Origin of the sequence: Nocardia sp. NPDC056611 (assembly GCF_042792755.1) — a bacterium.
Taxonomy (GTDB): domain Bacteria; phylum Actinomycetota; class Actinomycetes; order Mycobacteriales; family Mycobacteriaceae; genus Nocardia.
Window position 1 is genome coordinate 83355 of sequence record NZ_JBHTVV010000006.1, and the last position, 18184, is coordinate 101538.

The window sequence follows — 18184 nt, forward strand, 5'->3', positions numbered from 1 at the left end:
CAGATTTCATGTCAGACACCGATGCCACCGTGGCCGGAACCTCCGTCGCCGACCGCCGCCGGGAACTGTTGCGGCGCAAGCTGGCCGAGCAGGGCCTGGCCGTCGACACCGCCGCCCCGGTGCGCCGCACCGCGGCGGGGGAGCGGCGGCCGCTGTCGGCCGGTCAGCGCCGCATGTGGTTCCTGCAGACCCGTGATCCCGAGGACACCACGCTGAACATCTGCGTGGCGTACCGGTTGACCGGCGCGCTGGACGAGGAGCGGCTGCGGCAGGCGGTGGCGTCGGTGTTCGACCGGCACGACGTGCTGCGCACCACCTTCGGTGTGGACGAGAACGGCGAGCCCTTCCAGGTGTTCACCGACGAGATCACCCTGCCGTGGCAGTCGCACGATCTGACCGAGCTGGCCGAGTCCGCCCGCCCGGTGCGGGTGGAGGTGCTGGCCCGCCGCGAGTTCGGCCGCCCCTTCGATCTGGCCACCGAACTTCCGCTGCGGATCACGCTGGCGCGCACTGGAATCCAGGAGTGGGTGCTGCTGCTGTCGGCGCACCACGGCTGCTGGGACGATGACGCCTGGGGCGTGTTCTTCACCGACCTGAACGCCGCCTACAACGGCGCCGCGCCGACCGCCCCGCCCGCGCAGTTCGTCGACCTCGAGGTCCTCGACGCCCCCGCCGACGACGAGGCGGACATCGCCTACTGGCGAAACACCCTGCGTCCCTTGCCCGAACCGCTCGAGCTACCCGGCGCTGCCGTGGCCGCACCCTCCAAGCGCGCCGACCGCTGCACCGTGGCGCTGCCCGGCGACCTGCTCGGCCGGGTGGACGCCTTCGCCCGTGAGCACGCGGCCAGCCCCTTCATGGTGCTGCTCGCCGGGTACGCCGCGCTGATCCAGCGCTACACCGCCGCCGAGGACTTCCTGGTGTCCATCCCGGTCACCAACCGCCGCTCGGCCGCCGCCGAACAGCTCATCGGCTATTTCGGCAACACCCTGCTGCTGCGCGAGACCTTCGCCCGCACCGAGACTTTCGCCGGTCTGGTCGAGTCCACCAAGCGCACCTGCCTGGACGCCTTCGCGCATCAGGCCGTCGGCATCGACCGCGTCGTCCGCGAGGTGAACCCGGAGCGGGTCGCCGGCCGCGACGGCATGGATCAGCTGGTGCGGCTGGGCTTCAGCGTCCGCAAGAGCGCCGACGGTTTCGCATTGCGCGAGGTTTCCTCGGTGCAGCTGGACGAGCTGGGCGCGCCGACCGCGCAGGTGCCGCTGGCCCTGGCCGTCGTCACCGAGAGCGCGCGCGGCGCGGTGCTCGAGGCCGAGTACCAGGTGGACGTGCTGTCCGAGCCGCTGGTGCGGCGCATGCTGGAACACTTCGTGCGCCTGCTGGATCGGGCGCTGAGCGCGCCCGCCGCCCGCCTCGCCGACCTCGACATGCTGGGCGGCGACGACCGTACCGCGATCCTGGAGCAGTCGCGCGGCGCGCAGGCGCCCTCGGACGAGACCACCATGGTCGACCTGTTCGAGGCCGCCGTGGCCGCCGGACCCGAGACCCTCGCCCTGGTCTCGGACGACACCGAACTCACCTACGCCGCCCTGAACCGCCGCGCGAACCGCCTGGCGCACTGGCTGATTCGCGAGGGCCTGGGCGGCGAGGACATCGTCGCCCTGCGCATGAGCAATTCGGTCGAGTTCATCGTGGCCGTCTACGCCGTGCTCAAGGCGGGCGCGGCCTACCTGCCCATCGACCCCGCTTACCCGGACGACCGCATCGACTACCTGGTCGCCGACGCCGCCCCGCGGCTGGTGCTGGGCCGGGTCGAGCTCGACGCCGCGGAGGAGGCCGCCGCCGGGCTGCCCGACACCGACCCCTCGGACGCCGACCGCGTCCGCCCGCTGCTCCCGGCCAACCTGGCCTACGTCATCTACACCTCGGGGTCGACGGGCAAGCCCAAGGGCGTCCCGGTCTCGCACGCCGCGATCGCCGAGCACGTGGTCAGCTTCACCGCCGAATGGGGCATGACGTCGGAAGACGTACTGCTGCAGTCGTCCTCGGTGTCCTTCGACGCCTCGCTGCTCGACATCTTCGTCACCCTCGCGCTGGGCGCGCGCCTGATCGTGCCCAAGCCGGAGGCGTTCCGCGACATCCGCTACGTCGCCGATCTGATCACCCGCCGCGGCGTCACCGTGCTGCACATGGTGCCGTCCATGCTCAGCACCTTCCTGCTGCTGCCCGAGGTGAGTGAATGGCGGGCGCTGCGTCACGTCCCGGTCGGCGGTGAGGCGCTGCCGGGTGAGGTGGCCGACAAGTTCGCGACCGTCTTCGACGCCGAACTGCGCAACCACTACGGCCCGACCGAGGCCGTCGTGTGCGCCACCCATCAGCCGGTGTCGGGCCCGCAGGGCACCGGGATCGTGCCGATCGGCGTCCCGAATCAGAACGTGCACGCCTACCTGCTCGACGAGGCCCTGCAACTGGTGCCCGCGGGCGTGGTCGGCGAGATCTACCTGGGCGGTGCGCAATTGGCGCGCGGCTACCTGGGCCGCCCGGCCCTCACCGCGAGCCGTTTCGTCGCCGACCCGTTCACCCCGGGCGCGCGCCTGTACCGCTCCGGAGACCTGGCCCGCCGCAACGAGTTCGGCGAGATCGACTTCGTGGGCCGCGCCGACGAGCAGGTGAAGGTGCGCGGCTTCCGGATCGAACTCGGCGAGGTGGAGTCCGCGCTGGCCGCGCACCCGGCCGTCGGCCACTGCGTGGTCGTGGTGACCGAGGATCCGGCCGTCGGCGCCCAGCTGGCCGCCTACCTGGTGCCCGCCGCCGGCGCGACCGTGGACGTGGAGCAGGTCCGCGCCCAGGCCGCCGGCGCGCTGCCGGAGTACATGGTGCCCAGCGCTTTCGCCGTGATCGACGAGATCCCGCTGACCGTCAACGGCAAGCTGGACAAGCGCGCGCTGCCCGCCCCGGCCCCGGCCGTGGAGCGCGCGCACCGCGCGCCCGCCACCGCCACCGAGCGCCGCCTGTGCGGGATCTACTCGCACCTGTTCGGCGTCCCGGTCGTCGGCGCGGACGATTCGTTCTTCGAACTCGGCGGCCACTCGCTGCTGGCGGCCCGCCTGGTCGCGCAGATCCGCGCGGAGTTCGGTGTCGAACTGGATGTGCGCATCGTGTTCGACACCCCGACCCCGGCCGGGCTCGCGGCCGGTCTGGTCGCCCGATTCCGTGACGAGTTCGGCATCGACCTGGACGCCATGGACGACGAGGACGAGACCGCCGAGCCGGTCGAAACCGTGGTCCCCGCACCGGTTTCCGGCCGTCCCGCCGTGACCGAACGGGAGCGCCCGGAGCGGCTGCCGCTGTCGTACTCGCAGCTGGCCATGTGGTTCCAGTACCGCATGGAGGGCCCCAGCGCGGTCGGCAACCTGCCTTTCGCCGTGCGCTTCGAGGGCGGCCTCGACATTCCCGCACTGCGCGCCGCGCTCACCGACGTGGTGGCCCGGCACGAGGCGCTGCGCACCGGATTCGGTGAGCGGGACGGCATTCCGTACCAGGAGATCCGAGCGGCCGGTGAGGTCGCGCTCGACGTGACCGGCGTCGACCCCGAACTGCTGGCCGACGAACTCGCCGAGATCGGCCGCTACGCCTTCACCGTCGAATCCGAGCCGCTGCTGCGCGCCCGGCTGCTGGTGCTCGACCCGAGCACCCAGGTGCTGTCGCTGCTGGTGCACCACATCGTGGCCGACCACGCCTCGCTGGGCATCCTGCTCGACGACCTGATCGCCGCCTACCGTGCCCGCGTCGAGGGCGGCCGGGCTCCGGAGTGGACTCCGCTCGCCGTGCAGTACGCGGATTACGTGCTGTGGCAGCACGACGTCTTCGGGCCGGGAACGGATTCCGCGGCGCGCGACTACGGCCGGGCGCAGCTCGAGCACTGGCGCGGCGCGCTGGCCGACGTCCCGGACCAGATCGACGTCGCGCCCGACCGGGCCCGCCCCGCGGTGCTCGGCAAGCGCGGCGAGGTCGCCACCTTCGCCGCCCCGGCGGCCCTGCGCACCGGGCTCGCGGCCCTCGCCGAGTCCTGTGGCGCAACGGAATTCATGGTCTACCAGGCCGCCGTCGCGACCCTGCTGCACAAGCTGGGCGGCGGCTCCGACATCGCCCTCGGCACCCCGGTGGCCGCCCGGGTCGACCCGGCCACCGCGCCGCTGGTCGGCCTGTTCGCCAATATGGCGGTGCTGCGCAACGACCTGTCCGGCACGCCGACCCTGCGCGACACCGTGCGCCGGGGCCGCGAGGTGGTGCTGGACGCCCACGCGCACCAGGAACTGCCGATCGAACGCCTCGTGGAGGCGCTCAACCCGGCGCGTTCCCGCTCTCGCAATCCGCTGTTCCAGAGCATGCTGCACTTCCGCGGCGCGGACTGGGCCCCGGCGACGGTGACCGTGGCCGGCGCCACCACCGCCACCGTGCTGCCCGTCGACTTCGACGTGTCGTTCCTGGATCTCAATATCTCGGTGAACGTCACCGGCGACGGCGGACTGGCCGTACGTGTGGTCGCCAACGCCGACCTGTACGAGCCGGAGACCGTGCGGCTCATCGGGTCCGCGCTGGTCGCCACCCTGGAGGCGTACGCGACCGCGCCCGACCGCACCGTGGTCGAGCTCGAGGTGCTGCCGGTCGCCGACCTGGACCGGCTGCTCGCGCCGCCCGCGGCCGCCGCGCGGACCCTCGCCGTGGCCACCGGCGACCACGCCGCCACCGAACGCGCCCTCATCGACCTGCTCGAGGAGCTGCTCGAGATCGACGATGTCGAGGCCGACGACAACTTCTTCGCCCTCGGCGGCGACAGCGTCATCTCCATCCAGTGGTCGGCCCGCGCCACCGCGCTCGGCCTGGCGCTCACCCCGCAGCTGGTGTTCGAGCACCTCACCATCGCCGAACTGGCCGCCGCGGTCGATGCCGCCGAACCCGTTGCCGCGCAAGCGGAGTCGATTCCACAGGAGGAATCCGCACCCATGAGCGCCTCCGGCCTCGACGCCGACGCCCTCGCCGCCCTGACCGCCTCCTGGGGAGCCCGATGACCGCCGCCGCTGGAACCCCGAGCCCCGCCGCCCCGCCGCGGATCGAGGACGTCCTCGCGCTGAGCCCGCTGCAGGAGGGCCTGTTCTCGCTGTCGCGGCTCGCCGGCGACGGAATCGACCTGTACACCATGCAATTCGTGGTGGACATCGACGGCCCGCTCGACACCGGCCTGCTGCGCCGCAGCGCCCAGGCCATGCTGGACCGGCACCCCAACCTGCGTGCCGCGTTCTGGGACGAGAACGTGCCGCGGCCGGTGCAGATCGTGCCCGCCCACGCCGAGATGCCGTGGACCGAACAGGACGCGCGGCCCGAGGAATTCGACGAGCTCGCCGCCGTCGAACGGCGCGTTCCGTTCGATCTGAGTCGTGGGCCCGCCCTGCGCGTGCTGCTGCTCACCGTGCCCGGGACCGGCGCGCGGCGCATGATCCTCACCGCCCACCACATCCTGATGGACGGCTGGGCGGTGGCGATCTACTTCACCGAGCTGCTGGCCGTCTACCAGGCGGGCGGATCCGCCGCGGCACTGCCGAAACCGCGTCCCTACCGCGACTACATCGCCTGGCTCGGCGCGCAGGACACCGCGGCCGTCACCCAGCGCTGGACCGACTACCTGGCCGAGCTGACCGGCCCGCTGCTGCTGGCGGGCGGCGCGCCGATCGCCGCCGACGCGGTGCCGGAGAAGACCCGCCTGCTGCTGTCGGCCGCCGACACCGCGGCCGTCCGGTCCTGGGCGGGCGCCCACGGCCTGACCCTCAATACCGCGGTGCAGTTCGCCTGGACGGTCCTGCTCGGCCGCCTCACCGACCGTCGCGACGTCGTCTACGGCACCACCATTTCCGGTCGCCCCGACCAGCTTCCGGGCGTGGAGGGCATGGTCGGGCTGTTCATCAACACCGTGCCCGTCACCCACTGCCTGGACCGCGAGCTGTCGGTGGTCGAGCAGTGCGCGCGCCTGCAGCGCGAATGCGCGGCCATGCGCGACATCGGCCACGTGAGCCTGTCGTCGGTGCAGCGCGCCGCCGGGCACGGCACGCTCTTCGACACCCTGTTCGTGTTCGAGAACGCGCCCATCGACGACGCCATCCGCACCGTCACCGCCCCCGACGGGGCCCGGTTCCGGCCGGTCGAGATGGAATCCCTCGCGCACTACCCGCTCACCGTGGTCGCCCACATGAGCGGCGACGAACTGCTGGTCCAGTTCGAGGCCATGCCCGCCGCCCTGCCGTACCTGCCCGCCGCCGACCTGGGCGAGCGACTGCTGGCCGTGCTGCGGCAGCTGCCCGGGATCGGTACGGCCACACCGGATTCCCTCAGCGTCCTCATCGCGACCGAGGCCGCGGCCTACGCCTCCACCGCGAGTCACCCGCCCGCCGGCGCGCAGAGCGGAATCGCCTCGCCGGAGCCCGATTTCGGCCGCGACGAGGCCCTGGCGAAAGTGGATTCCGCCGCCGGTGCGACGGCGACCGCCGGGTCGGTGTGGGAGCTCTTCGAGGAACAGGCGGCCGCGACGCCGGAAGCCATTGCCTTGCAGGACAGTTCGGGTCTGCGCGTGACCTATCGGGAGCTGCGGGCGCTGGCCGCCCGGCAGGCCCGCGAGTTCGCCGCGCAGGGCGTCGGCCCGGAAAGCGTGGTGGCGCTGGTGCTGCCGCGCTCACCCCGTTCGATCATCGCCCTGCTGGCGGCCTTCGCGGCGGGCGGTGCGTATGTACCGGTGGATATCACGCTGCCGGCCGCCCGGATCGAATCGATCCTGCGTCAGGCGCGGCCGGCTCTGGTGGTCACAGACTCCGGCACCCGCGATCACCTCGATCCGCGGGGTGCGCTGTTGACCGGTGGGGATGCCCGGCCGGTCCTGCTGGTCGATCCCGTCGTCACGAACGATTCCATTGCCGGGAACCGTGATTCGGGCGACCGCGTGGAATGCCCGCCTGTCATTCGCCATCCGGACCAGCTCGCGTACCTGATCTTCACCTCCGGCTCGACCGGCGAACCCAAGGGCGTGGCCGGCACCAATGCCGCGCTCATGGCGTATTTCGCCGATCACCGCGACCGCGTCTATCGCCCCGCCATGACGCGGCTGGGCCGCCCGCTGCGCATCGCCCACGCCTGGTCGTTGAGTTTCGACGCTTCCTGGCAGCCGATGGTCGGACTGCTCGCCGGGCAGACCGTCCACCTGTTCGACGCCGAGGAAGTGCGGGACGCGCACCGGTTGTGCGCGGGCATGATCGCCGCCGACATCGACATGATCGACACCACCCCGTCGATGTTCGCGCAGCTCAATGCCGCCGGTCTGGTGGACCGCGAGCTGCCGGTGCTGGCGCTGGGCGGCGAGGCCATCGACGCCGCGCTGTGGGCGAGACTGCGTGAGCTCGCCCCGCGCGAGGGCGTCGCGGCCGGTGGCCGGGGCACCGCCGTCTACAACTGCTACGGACCCACCGAGACCACCGTCGAGGCCGTGGTCGCACCCGTCGCGGATTTCGACACCCCGACCATCGGCACCCCGAACGCCGGAACCGCGGCCTATGTCCTGGATTCCATGCTGCGCCCGGTACCCGGCGGTGTCGTCGGTGAGCTCTACCTGTCGGGTCCGCAGCTGGCCCGCGGCTATATCGGCCGCGCGGCAACGACTTCGGATCGTTTCGTGGCCGACCCCTTCCGGCCCGGCCGCCGCATGTACCGCACCGGCGATCTGGTCCGCCGCCTGCCGCACGGCGGCCTGGGCTACCTCGGCCGGGCCGACGCCCAGGTCAAGGTGCGTGGCTACCGCATCGAGGTCGGCGAGATCGAGACCGCGCTGCGGCGTCTGCCCGGTGTCGACACCGCGGCTGTCACCGTCGTCCGTCGCGCCGGCGGGGCGAGCCTGGTGGGATTCGTGGTGGGCGAGCCCGATCGCGTGATCGACCCGGTGCGCACCCGCGCCGCGCTCTCGGAGAGCCTGCCCGCCTACATGATTCCGGCCCGGGTGCTCGCGCTGCCGCGGCTGCCGGTCAACACCAACGGCAAGCTCGACGGTCCCGCCCTGACCCGGCTGGCCGAGGCCGCCCTGGCCGACACCGGCTCCGACACCGCGCCGCGCACCGCCACCGAGAAGGAACTCGCCGAACTGCTGGCCGAGCTCTTCGACGGCCGCGCGCCCGGCGTGGACGACGACTTCTTCGCCCTCGGCGTGGACAGCATCGTCGCCATCTCCCTGGTCAACAAGGCCCGCCGCCGCGGTCTCACCCTGACCCCGCGCATGGTCCTGGCCACCCCCACCATCCGGGAACTGGCCGCCGCCCTCGACGCGGCCGAGACCGCCGCCGCCGAGAAGGTCGCGGATTACGGTGCGGTGCCGCCGCTTCCGGTGGTGTCGTGGATGTACGAGTACGGCAACTACCGCCGCTTCACCCAGACCGCGCTGCTGCGCCTGCCCGCCGGCATCGACCGGCAGGCCATCGAGGCCGCACTCCAGGGTGTGCTGGACGGCTACGACACGCTGCGCTCCACCCTCACCGATACCGACGACGGCCCGCGCCTGGTCACCGCGCCGCCCGGCACGGTGCGGGCGGCCGACATCCTCACCCACATCGCCGATCCCGCCGACACGGCCCAGGCCGTGCACGGCGCGGCCCGGGTCCTGATGGACGAGATCGACCCGCGCACCGGCGATATGGTGCGCGCGGCCTGGTTCTCCGGCACCGATCAGGGTGACGTCCTGCTGCTCACCATCCATCACCTCGCCGTCGACGTGGTGTCGTGGCACCTGCTGATCGCCGCCCTCGGTGAGGGGGCCGCGCTGCCGGAGTCCACCTCGTACCGGGAGTTCTCCCGGCGGATGGCCGAGCGCGCCGAGTCGGCGGAAATCCTGTCCCAGAGCGCGTATTGGCGTGATCAGCTGGACGCCCCCGACCCGGCCATCGGCCGCCGCATCCCGTATCCGGACACCGACACCTGGTCGTCGCTGCGGGTCGCCACGGCCGTCACCCCGGTCCCCGTGACCGAACGGGTGCTGGCCTCCCTCACCCGCGACGAGGGCGTGCGCGAATTCCTGCTCACCGCCCTCACCGTCACCCTGGCGAGCTGGCGGCGCGAGCGCGCCCAGGATCCCGCGCACGGCGCGCTCATCGCGCTCGAGGGTCACGGCCGCGCCGACGACCTGCTCGGCACCGACACCAGCAACACCCTCGGCTGGTTCACCACCGTGTTCCCGGTCCGCCTGGGCGCGGGCGCGACGGTGGACATCGAACGCGCCGAACAGGATCCGGCGGCGGCGCGCGCCCTGCTGGACGCGGTGACCACGCAGCTCGCCGCGATCCCGAACGGTGGCTCGGACTACGGTCTGCTCCGCTACACCACCGGCGTGCCGGAGCTGGCCACCGCGCGGCACCCGCAGGTCGAGTTCAACTATCTGGGCCGCGTGGACCTCAGCGGCCAGGCCGCCGACTCGTGGTCGCTGCTCACCGGCCCGCTCAACGAGTCGCTGCCGCTGGATCCGGAACCGGACCTGCCGCTGCGCTACGCCCTCGATGTCATCGCGGGCATCGGCTCGACCCCGGAAGGCCCGCAGCTGACCACGAATTGGCGCTGGAGCGAGACCCTGTTCACCGAGGCGGAAGCCACCCGCCTCACCGAACTGTGGCAGCGCAGCCTGGCCGCGCTGGCGGCCGCCACATAGCGGAAGACGAGACGACGTCGGCCGCCGACCTCGACAGGGTCGGCGGCCGTTCGTCTCCGGTAACCGATCAGGCGGCGGCGGATTCGCCGCGGTGACCGCGATGCGGTGCGGAGAGCCGCCGCTCGATGGCCGACGGCGCCGCGGCAGCGACGGACCCCTCCAGATCGAGCAGAAGCCAGCCGTCGCGCGTCCAGCCGCCGTGGATATCGGTCCGCGCCAGGCGTCCGCCCGGCACGAACGGGTCGTTGACGAATCCTTCGGCGGCGCCGTCCAATTCCAGCGCCAGCGCCGAACCGCCCAGGTACACACGGCCGGACCGGCCCGGCGGCACCAGCCGCAACGCGTCGTCCAGCACCAGCAGCCGAGCGCCGGGAATCGGCCGCACCCGCCCCGAACCGTCCAGGGGTCCGCGTGCGGCCACGCCCGCGTATTCCGGTGTGGTGTAGGCGAATCCGGTGCAGGAGCCCGGAGCCAGTTCGTGCAGCAGCGCCGACAGCGCCGCCGGGCAGTCGTTTCCGAACACATCCCAGCGGCGCACGGTGGGCAGCGCGGGGGAGGGCAGGAAGGCCAGGTTGGCCAGGGTGTCGGCGTCGGCCACCACATGGGTCGCGGCGCTCAGCGCGATGAGTTCGGCCAGGGCGCCGGCGTCGGCGCGCTGCGGGGCCGTGGCCAGGACCAGCGTCGCCCCGTCGGCCAGCGCGGCCAGCAGTTCGACCGCGGCGTCGGTGGTGTCCCAGCGGGTGGCCAGCAGTCGCGAATCCGGCGAGCCGTAGGCGCGGTCGATCTGGCAGGAGCGCTGATCGGCGGCCACCGCGCGGCGGTCGTCGGCGGCCGCGGCCACCGCGACCGGTTTCAGCCCGGTGCCGGTGGGGCCCAGTTCGGCCAGCACCGTGCCGAATTCGGCGGCGCTGGCGATATCGCAGAGGATGCGGGCCAGATCGTCGAGGGTGGGTCCGGCCGTGCCGGTCACGCCGCCGTCGAGCCGTTCGTAGAGTTCGGCGTAGGTGAGGATGTGCCCGCCGCAGCGGACGGCCGTGCGCAGTGACGGCACGCGGCGCCCGCAGTCGATGAGCATGGAAACCGAGGGGACGTCGTACAGTTCGACCCCATTGGCCCATTCGTCCGCGAGCCGGTGACGCTCGACGGCGGACAGTGAATCCGGCACCGCACGCTCCATCGTTCCAAACCCCCGGTACTAACTTATGCAAACCTAACCTAATCCATGAAGAGCACGATCGGCCACCCCTTCGGGGATCGAATCGGCGACAACGGTCTGCAACTCGGGAGAAAATTAGGCTAGGCTCACCTACCGCTCGGCCGTTTCGGCCGGGCGCGCTCGGTCGATCCGGTCGGGCAGAGCAGACAGGAGAGCACGATGAAGTCGCGGTCGTTCACCGCAAAAGCCGCCCTGGCGGCGGTCGCAGGCCTGCTCGCGCTCGGGCTCACGGCCTGCGGATCCAGCTCCGACGACACGGCCTCGGGTGGCGGCGCCCCGGTCACCATCACCCACGCGCACGGCCAGACCACGGTCGAGGGCACCCCGACCCGCATCGTCGCCCTGGGCAACCAGTGGCTCGACACCACGCAGGCGCTCGGCGTCACCCCGGTCGGCTACATCGACAACATCGCGGTGCTCAGCAAGGGCGCCCCGCCCTGGGAGCCGGCCGCCCTGTCGCAGTCCAAGGCCCTCTCGACCACCGGCAGTCTGGCCGAACAGGTCGCCGCGCTGAACCCGGACCTGATCCTGGCCGACCCGTTCATCGCCGACGCCAAGACCTACGGCGACCTGTCCAAGGTCGCGCCCACCCTGCCCGGCCTCACCAAGGAAGCCGTGACCCCGTGGGCCGACCAGGTGCACGCGCTGGGCCAGGTGCTGCACCAGACCGCCGCCGCCGACAAGGTGGTCGCCGACCTCAACGGCCGCATCGACGGCATCGCGCAACGCAATCCGGGCCTGAAGGGCAAGACCTTCGTCAGCTCCTGGCTGGCCGGGCCGTCGCAGCTGATGGTCCTCACCGACCCGAAGGACGGATCCAGCCGCCTGTTCACCCAGCTCGGCATGACCATCCCGCAGCGCCTGGTGGACCAGGGCGGCAATGGCGGCCGCCTGGCCCTGTCGCCGGAGCGCCTCGACGAACTGAACGCCGACCTGCTGCTGGCCGGCTACTCGCCCGGCCTGGACGAGAAGTACCGCGCCCTGCCCGGGTACAACGACCTGCCCTCGGTGAAGAAGAACTCCATCGTCTTCCTCACCGTCCAGGAGATCAGCGCCATCAACCAGCCCACCCCGCTGGCCCTGCCCTACCTGCTCGACAAGCTCGAACCGGCCCTGGCCAACGCCGCCAAATGATCCGCGCCGACCACCGCTACGCGCTGCGCCCCGGCGTCACCTGCCTGACGATGCCGGGCGGCGCGGTCCTGCTGAACCCGCCCCGCAACGAGAAGCTAACGGGCCTGACCGCACCCCAGAGCCAGGCCCTGAAGACCCTCAACCGCGGCCCGGCGACCCTCACCCAGCTGGAGCCCGAATCCGATTCGGTGACACCGCTGCTCGACCGCCTGACCGGCGGGGGCTGGCTGGAGGTCACCGTCCGTGACGGCGATCGGGACCTCTACACCCTGCGCCCCTTCGCCACCCCGCCCGCCCGTCCGGCGGGCGCGGCGGCGGCCCCCCTCTCGAAATTCACGGTGATCCACCGTGATTCGGAGGGCCTGGTGCTCGAGCACCCCACCTCCTGGTGCGACCTGCGGGTGCACGACCCGCGCCTGCTCGCCTTGGCCGGCGGTGCGAGCCCGTCCGAACTCGGCCTGCCCGAGCATCTTTCGGCCCGCATCGCCGCCGACCTGGCCTGGGGCGGCTTCACCGCCGACCCGTCCACCGAGTCCGGCGACTTCACCACCCGCAGCTGGAGCGCCACCGACCTGTGGTTCCACCGCCGCAGCACGATGGGCTCCCGCACGGTCACCTGGGACAACTTCGGCCCGACGGCGTGGGCGAAGGACGAGTTCCCGCAGGTCCCCGCGCACCGTCCGGCCTACCCGGGCGAGTCGGTCGCGCTCCCGGCCCCCGATCTGGCCGCCCTGCGCGCCTCGGACCCGTCCCTGACCGCCGTCGTCGAGGACCGCCGCTCCTGCCGCGCCTTCGACGACAGCAACCCGATCACCCTGGCTCAGCTGGCGGAACTGCTCTACCGCACCGCCCGCACCCGCTCGGTGGAACGGACTCCCGACGGCGGCGAACTCCCTTCCCGCCCTTACCCTTCGGGCGGCGGCGTTCACGAGCTGGAGCTCTACCCGGTGGTCCGCAGTGTCGAGGGTCTGCCCCCGGCCATGTACCACTACGACTCCTTCGAGCACGTCCTGCGCCCCGTGGCCCCCGCCGATTCCCCCGAGGTCGAGCGTCTGCTCCGCACCACGACGGCGACCCTGGCCAACGCGTCCGAACCGCAACTGCTGCTGTTGATCTCGGCGCGCGCGGGCCGGGTCATGTGGTCCTACGAGTCGGTCGCCTACGCCAACATGCTCAAACATGTGGGCGTCCTCATGCAGACCCTCTATCTGGCGGCCACCGCCATGGGTCTGGGCGCGGTGGCCCAGGGCTTCTCCGACACCGCCGCGTTCACCGCCGCCGCCGGCGTCTCCGAACTGGAGGAATGCAACGTGGGCAGCGTCATCCTGGGCACCCCCGCCGCCTGAACCGGTGTCGGACCCGCCTGGGAGGATCGATCGCATGACGGTGACCGGGGATGATGTTCGGGCGGTGGCGCTTTCGCTGGCGCGCACCGCCGAGCAGTTCGAATGGCAGATGCCGACCTTCCGGGTCGCGGGGAAACTGTTCCTGACCCTGCCGGAGAACGAGACCTCGATGGCCGTCCGATGCCCGATCGCCGACCGCGACGAACTGGTGCGGGCCGAGCCGGACAAGTTCTGGATCGCCCCGCACGAGGCGGGCAACGCCTGGGTCCGGGTTCGCCTGGCGGCCTTGGACGATCGCGACGAGCTGGAGGCCATCGTCACCGACTCGTGGCGGCAGGCCGCGCCCCGGGAGTTGACGGACCCGGCCTGAGCGGCCGGGTCCGCGCGGGTCAGAAGGTGACGCGCTGGTCCTCGGGCAGGAAGAGCTTGTCGCCGGAGGTGACGCCGAACGTGCTGTAGAACTCCGGCAGGTTGCGGACCACCTGGTTGCAGCGGAATTCGTCGGGGGAGTGGGTGTCGGAAAGACCCTCGGCGGTGAGCTCGGGGGTCTGCTTCGCACGCCAGCCCCGGGCCCAGGACAGGAACATGGTGCGGTAGTCCGGGTTGTCATTGCCGGCGCGCTTCTCGGCGAGCCGGTAGGCGGCCAGGGCGATCTGGAGTCCGCGCAGGTCGGCCAGGTTCTCGCCGAGCGTGAGTTTGCCGTTCACCTTGTTCTCGGGCGACACCCCCTCGGGGACCAGGCCGTCGTACTGGGCGACCACCTTGGCCGCGCGGGCTTCGAAGGCGGCCTTGTCCTCCGGCGTCCACCAGTCCCGCAGATTGCCGTCGCCGTCGTACTTGCGGCCCTGATCGTCGAACCCGTGTCCGATCTCGTGGCCGATGGTCGCGCCGACCGCGCCGAAGTTCACCGCCAGCTGCGCGTCCTTGTCGAAGTACGGCGGCTGCAGATACGCGGCGGGGAAGACGATCTCGTTGTTGGGCGGCGAGTAATACGCGTTGACGGTCTGCGGGCTCATGCCCCACTCGGACTTGTCGACCGGCTTGCCGAGCCGGTCCCAGTCCTTCTTGTTGTTGAACGCGTTGATGGCGAGCAGGGATTGGACGAGCTTGCCGCGGGTGACGGTCAGCTTCGAGTAATCGTCCCACTTGTCCGGGTACCCGATCTTGACTCGCATCTTGTCCAGTTTGGCCAGGGCCGCGTCCCGGGTGGGCTGCGTCATCCAGGCCGAGGCGCGGAAGTTCTCCCGGTAGGCGTTCAGCAGATCGTCCACCATCCGCTTGACCTCGTCCTTGGCCGAGGCCGGGAAATGCTTGTCCACGTACAGCTTTCCCAGCGATTCCGGCAGCGAGGAGTTCACCAGGTTGACGCCGTACTTCCAGCGTTCCTGCCGCTCCTGCTGTCCGCGCATGACCCGCCCGGCGAATTGGAAGTAGGCGTCGTTGATCGCGATCGGCAGGTAGGGCGCGTAGGCCCGAACCACCGACAGCTTCAGATAGTCACGCCAGATCGCGATATCGGTGTCGGCCCAGATCTGCCCGGCCGCGGTGATGTAGGACGGCTGCGCGACAACCACTTCCGCGAACAGGTCCTTGGGCCGGTCGGTGCATCCGGCCAGCCACGGCTCGAAGTCGAAGCCGCGGCCGAGTTCGGTCAGCTGCTGCCAGGTCATGCGGTTGTAGGAGGCGTCGGCGTCGCGGCGGCGCACCCGATCCCAGAAGACGGCCGCGATGCGGGTCTCCAGGTCGAGGATCCGCTGCGCCATTCCGCTCGGATCGGCGAACCCGGCGCCCTTGGCGATCGCTTCCAGGTAGACCCGATACCCCTTCAGCTTCTCGGCGTACTGCGGCTTGCTGTAGTAGTCCTCCTCCAGCCCGAGCCCGGACTGCGAGATCCCGGGGATGTAGGCGTTGGAGTTCTTGCGGTCGATGCTGACGCCGATCCCGATCAGCCCGCCGATCGGCAACGCGCCCATCACCTTCGCCAGATCGGGCTTGGTCGCGGCCTTGTCGACCTGGTCGAACAGCTCCTGCAGCGGCTGCATCCCGAGCTTCTCGACGGTGTCCCAGTCGACGCGCGCGTCGTAGAGGTCGCGGATCTTCTGCGCGTCCGAACCCGGTTCCGGGTCCTTGATCCCGTCGATGATCTCCCGCAACTGGTTCAGCGTGCGCTCGTTGGCCTCGCTGATCGCACCGAAGGCGGGCTTGTCCGGCGGCAGCTGGTACTCCCGCAGCCACTTGCCGTTGACGTACCGGTACAGGTCGTCCTGCACCCGGACCGCCTCGTCCGCTCCCGAGAGATCCGGCCCCGTCACCGTTTTCGCCGTCGAATCCTTGCTACAGGAGGCCAAGGCGGCCGCGGCCGGAACCAGCCCGAGGGCGATCAGGAATGCGCGGCGATCCAAGCGCGCCGAACCCGACGAAGTCACAGGCACTACCTCTCGTGAAGCTGCGATACCGACGCGAGGCTACCGGGGAAGGCAGCCCCGCGCGGGGTGTCGCGAGCTCAGAGGGTGACGCGCTGGTCCGGCGGCAGGAACGCTTTGTCGCCTTCCTTCACGTCGTAGGTGCTGTAGAACTCGCCGAGATTGCGCACCACCTGGTTGGATCGGAACTCCGGGGGCGAGTGCGGATCATTGGCGAGCTGCTGTTCCAGCGACTGGTCGGTCATCTTGGTCCGCCAGGTCCGGCCCCAGGATTCGAACATCGGCTTGTAGTCGGGCGTCGCGGTCCCCGCGCGCTCCTGCGCCATGCGGTACGCGGCCAGCGAGATCTCCAGTCCGCGCAGGTCGGCCAGGTTCTCTCCGACGGTCAGCTCACCGTTCACGTGCTGATCGGCGGGCAGACCCTCCGGCACCAGCGCGTTGTACTGCGCGATGAGCTGCTCGGTCTTGGCCTGGAAGGCGGCCTTGTCCTCCGGGGTCCACCAGTCCTTCAGGTTGCCGTCCCCGTCGTACTTCGCGCCCTGATCGTCGAAGCCGTGCCCGATCTCGTGGCCGATGACCGCGCCGCCCGCACCGTAGTTCACGGCGGGTGCGGCGTTCGGGTCGAAGAACGGTGGCTGCAGGAATGCCGCGGGGAAGACGATCTCGTTGCCGCTGGGGTTGTAGTAGGCGTTCACCGTCTGCGGCGGCATGCCCCACTCCGACTTGTCCACAGGCGTCCCCAGCCGGTCGAACATGCGCTTGGCGTCGAAGGCCGCGGAGGCGCGCAGGGATTCGATCAGCCGGTCGCGGGTGACGGTGAGCTTGCCGTAGTCCTCCCATTTGTCCGGGTAGCCGATCTTGGCGTCGATCTTGTCCAGCTTGGCGATGGCCGCCGCCCGGGTGGGCGCCGACATCCAGGACGAGTTCTTGAAGTTGTCCCGGTAGGCCGCGCGCAGATCGTCGACCATCTCCAGCGCCCGCTTCTTGGCCTCGGGCGGGAAGTGCTTGTCCACGTACAGTTTTCCGAGCGCCTCGCCGACCGTCTCGTTCACCGTGGACACCGCGGACTTCCACAGTTCGGGCCGCTGCTGCAGGCCCGCCATCTCCCGGCCGAAGAAGTCGAAGTTCGGATCGGCGATGGCCTTGGGCAGATAGGTGGCGAAGCCGCGCACCAGCGCCAGCTTCAGATAGTCACGCCAGGCGGGGATGTCGACCTCGGCCCACAGTTGCGCCGCGCCCGTGATGAACGACGGCTCGCCCACATTGACCTTGCCGAACAGATCCTTGGGCCGGTCGGTGGTGCCCGCCAGCCAAGGGCCCCAATCGAATTGCGGCCCCAGCGCGGTCAGGTCCGCCCACGTCGTCAGGTTGTAGGTGGCGTCGGTGTCGCGCAGTTTCACATTGTCCCAATGGAATCCGGCGATCCGTTTCTCCAGGTCGACCACCCGGTCGGCCAGGGCGGTGGGGTCGGCGAACCCGGCGCCGGCCGCGATGCGCTGCATATAGGTCCGGTACTTGGCGAGCTTGTCGGCGTTCTCGGGCTTGCGGTAGTACTGCTCGTCCAGCCCGAGCCCCGCCTGCGAGACCTCGGCCAGATAGGCGTTGGAGTCCTTCGGGTCGGGCCCCACCCCGATCCCGATCAATCCGACCCCGGGCAGCGCGCCCATCACCTTGGCCAGTTCGGCCTTGGTCGCGGCCCGGTCGATCTGCTCGAACAGATCGTTGAGCGGTGTGATGCCGAGCTGCTCGATGACGTCCTTGTCCATGCGCCCGTCGTAGAGGTCGCGGATCCGCTGCGCGTCGGATCCGCCCTTCGGGTCGCGGATACCCTCGATGATCTCCTTGAGCTGCTGCTCCACTCGTTCCTGCACCTCGTCGAAGGTGCCGAAGGACACCTTGTCCGGCGGCAGCTGGTACTCGCGCAGCCATTTCCCGTTGACGAACCGGTACAGGTCGTCCTGCGGCCGGATCGCCGGATCCGATCCGGCCAGATCGGGCCCGATGAGCGAGGCCGGTTTCCCGGCCTTGGCGTCGTTCTTGTTGCAGGAGGCCAGCACGGCCGCGGCGGGCACCAGCCCCAGCGCGATCAGGAAGCCACGGCGGTCGAGAGCAGGACGCTCGGAAGTCAACGCGAATCTCCTCTACCGGATAATCGGATTGCTCGTACGTTGCTCGAGCCGACGCTAGTGGACCCGGCTGAGGATCCCCTGAATCCGCGCCGAACCCCCTGATTTGGGTACGACCTGGGCCTTCGTTAGACTGTTGCGGTTGCCTGCGGGAGCTATGCCCGCACTTCGGCCGCGAACCCACGGTGGTTGTTCTCCCAGTTCGGTGAAAA

The 18184-nt window shown here is 70.8% G+C and carries 8 protein-coding genes; 5 read left to right on the top strand and 3 right to left on the bottom strand.

The window, feature by feature from the left end; translation table 11 throughout:
* Window positions 1–8 precede the first annotated feature (8 nt).
* Window positions 9–5072: an amino acid adenylation domain-containing protein gene (locus tag ACFRAQ_RS28520; protein ID WP_379105066.1), complete on the top strand. Its 5064-nt coding sequence runs from the start codon at window positions 9–11 to the stop codon at window positions 5070–5072.
* Window positions 5069–9727 (top strand): amino acid adenylation domain-containing protein, encoded by a 4659-nt coding sequence (locus tag ACFRAQ_RS28525; protein ID WP_379105068.1) that lies wholly within the window; start codon window positions 5069–5071, stop codon window positions 9725–9727. Before ACFRAQ_RS28520 ends, ACFRAQ_RS28525 begins: the two co-directional genes overlap by 4 nt.
* 67 nt (window positions 9728–9794) lie before the next feature.
* Here ACFRAQ_RS28525 and ACFRAQ_RS28530 read toward each other — a convergent pair whose 3' ends face one another.
* Complete coding sequence (locus ACFRAQ_RS28530) at window positions 9795–10892, bottom strand: AMP-binding protein (protein ID WP_379105070.1); 1098 nt, start codon at window positions 10890–10892, stop codon at window positions 9795–9797.
* A 210-nt stretch (window positions 10893–11102) separates the two neighbouring features.
* Here ACFRAQ_RS28530 and ACFRAQ_RS28535 point away from each other — a divergent pair, with 210 nt between their 5' ends.
* From ACFRAQ_RS28535 to ACFRAQ_RS28545, 3 genes are read left to right on the top strand one after another with little or no spacing between them, the layout of a single operon-like run.
* Window positions 11103–12077 carry an ABC transporter substrate-binding protein gene (locus ACFRAQ_RS28535; protein WP_379105072.1) on the top strand — a complete coding sequence of 325 codons (975 nt, stop codon included), beginning with the start codon at window positions 11103–11105 and terminating at the stop codon, window positions 12075–12077.
* Complete coding sequence (locus ACFRAQ_RS28540; RefSeq protein ID WP_379105075.1) at window positions 12074–13423, top strand: SagB family peptide dehydrogenase; 1350 nt, start codon at window positions 12074–12076, stop codon at window positions 13421–13423. The genes ACFRAQ_RS28535 and ACFRAQ_RS28540 overlap by 4 nt, the downstream gene beginning before the upstream one ends.
* Window positions 13424–13457: 34 nt before the next feature.
* A complete protein-coding gene (locus ACFRAQ_RS28545) occupies window positions 13458–13793 on the top strand; it encodes an MmcQ/YjbR family DNA-binding protein (RefSeq protein ID WP_357285126.1) in 336 nt (111 codons plus the stop codon).
* Between the two features lie 19 nt (window positions 13794–13812).
* Here ACFRAQ_RS28545 and ACFRAQ_RS28550 read toward each other — a convergent pair whose 3' ends face one another.
* Together ACFRAQ_RS28550 and ACFRAQ_RS28555 are read right to left on the bottom strand one after the other, a co-directional pair.
* Window positions 13813–15849, bottom strand: coding sequence for a M13 family metallopeptidase (locus tag ACFRAQ_RS28550; protein WP_379105077.1), 2037 nt, complete (start codon window positions 15847–15849; stop codon window positions 13813–13815).
* 77 nt (window positions 15850–15926) lie between these two features.
* Window positions 15927–17975, bottom strand: a complete 2049-nt coding sequence (locus ACFRAQ_RS28555; RefSeq protein WP_379105079.1) for a M13 family metallopeptidase — start codon at window positions 17973–17975, stop codon at window positions 15927–15929.
* Between the last annotated feature and the right edge of the window lie 209 nt (window positions 17976–18184).

Coding starts and splice junctions, on each gene's coding strand:
- ACFRAQ_RS28540 (WP_379105075.1), top strand. CDS start 12,074: ATGATCCGCGCCGACCACCGCTACGCGCTGCGCCCCGGCGTCACCTGC.
- ACFRAQ_RS28545 (WP_357285126.1), top strand. CDS start 13,458: ATGACGGTGACCGGGGATGATGTTCGGGCGGTGGCGCTTTCGCTGGCG.
- ACFRAQ_RS28520 (WP_379105066.1), top strand. CDS start 9: ATGTCAGACACCGATGCCACCGTGGCCGGAACCTCCGTCGCCGACCGC.
- ACFRAQ_RS28535 (WP_379105072.1), top strand. CDS start 11,103: ATGAAGTCGCGGTCGTTCACCGCAAAAGCCGCCCTGGCGGCGGTCGCA.
- ACFRAQ_RS28525 (WP_379105068.1), top strand. CDS start 5,069: ATGACCGCCGCCGCTGGAACCCCGAGCCCCGCCGCCCCGCCGCGGATC.